Annotated in this window: 2 protein-coding genes; both read left to right on the top strand. The window is 68.9% G+C overall.

All coding sequences use genetic code 11. The features are described from left to right. Positions 1–132: 132 nt before the first annotated feature. Positions 133–1,098 carry an alpha-ketoacid dehydrogenase subunit beta gene (locus ACP4J0_RS38430; RefSeq protein ID WP_426604080.1) on the top strand — a complete coding sequence of 322 codons (966 nt, stop codon included), beginning with the start codon at positions 133–135 and terminating at the stop codon, positions 1,096–1,098. A 10-nt stretch (positions 1,099–1,108) separates the two neighbouring features. Then, positions 1,109–1,367, top strand: a 259-nt coding sequence (locus ACP4J0_RS38425; protein ID WP_426604078.1) for a biotin/lipoyl-containing protein, incomplete at its 3' end; no start/stop codon positions are given.

Here is a 1,367-nt window from a genome sequence, read left to right as displayed (position 1 = left end):
TCTTCGAGAACGTGTACGCGGACGGGCACGCGCTCGTCGACGAGGAGCGTGCCCGGTTCGCCGCCTACCAGGCGTCGTTCGCTGAGGCCGAGGGGGTCTGAGATGGCTGCGGAATCCGTGACCGGTAAGAAGATGGCGCTGGCCAAGGCGATCAACGAGTCGCTGCGCCGGGCGCTGGAGTCGGACCCCAAGGTCCTGATCATGGGTGAGGACGTCGGCAAGCTCGGCGGTGTCTTCCGGGTGACCGACGGCCTGCAGAAGGACTTCGGTGAGGACCGGGTCATCGACACGCCGCTGGCCGAGTCCGGCATCGTGGGCACCGCCATCGGTCTGGCCCTGCGCGGCTACCGGCCGGTGGTGGAGATCCAGTTCGACGGGTTCGTCTTCCCGGCCTACGACCAGATCGTCACGCAGCTGGCGAAGATGCACGCCCGTTCGCTGGGCAAGGTCAAGATGCCGGTCGTCATCCGTATCCCCTACGGCGGCGGGATCGGCGCGGTCGAGCACCACTCCGAGTCCCCGGAGGCGCTGTTCGCGCACGTGGCGGGCCTGAAGGTGGTCTCGCCGTCGAATCCGGCGGACGCGTACTGGATGATGCAGCAGGCCATCCAGAGCGACGACCCGGTGATCTACTTCGAGCCGAAGCGGCGGTACTGGGACAAGGGCGAGGTCGATGCCGAGGCCATCCCGGGCCCGCTGCACACCGCGCGGGTGGTCCGCGAGGGCTCCGACCTGACGCTGGCCGCGTACGGCCCGATGGTGAAGCTGTGCCAGGAGGTCGCCGACGCGGCGGCCGAGGAGGGCCGCTCGCTGGAGGTGGTGGACCTGCGTTCGATCTCCCCGGTCGATTTCGACACCATTCAGGCGTCGGTGGAGAAGACCCGCCGGCTGGTCGTGGTCCACGAGGCGCCGGTGTTCCTGGGCTCGGGTGCGGAGATCGCGGCCCGGATCACGGAGCGCTGCTTCTACCATCTGGAGGCCCCGGTGCTGAGGGTCGGCGGGTATCACGCGCCGTATCCGCCGGCGCGTCTGGAGGAGGAGTACCTGCCCGATCTGGACCGGGTGCTGGATGCCGTCGACCGCTCGCTGGCGTACTGAGGAGAGGGTCGTGACGACGATGACCGAAGGGTCCGTACGCGAGTTCAGGATGCCCGACGTGGGCGAGGGACTCACCGAGGCCGAGATCCTCAAGTGGTACGTCCAGCCCGGTGACACCGTCACCGACGGGCAGGTGGTGTGCGAGGTCGAGACGGCGAAGGCCGCCGTCGAGCTCCCCATCCCCTACGACGGCGTGGTCCGCGAACTGCACTTCCCCGAGGGCACCACCGTCGACGTGGGCACCTCGATCATCGCGGTCGCCGACGGCG

The organism is Streptomyces sp. WG7, from assembly GCF_049975785.1.
Taxonomy (GTDB): Bacteria; Actinomycetota; Actinomycetes; order Streptomycetales; family Streptomycetaceae; genus Streptomyces.
The sequence above is the reverse complement of the archived record's forward strand: the minus strand, read 5'-3'. Positions and strand labels throughout refer to the sequence as shown.

Coding starts and splice junctions, on each gene's coding strand:
- ACP4J0_RS38430 (WP_426604080.1), top strand. CDS start 133: ATGGCGCTGGCCAAGGCGATCAACGAGTCGCTGCGCCGGGCGCTGGAG.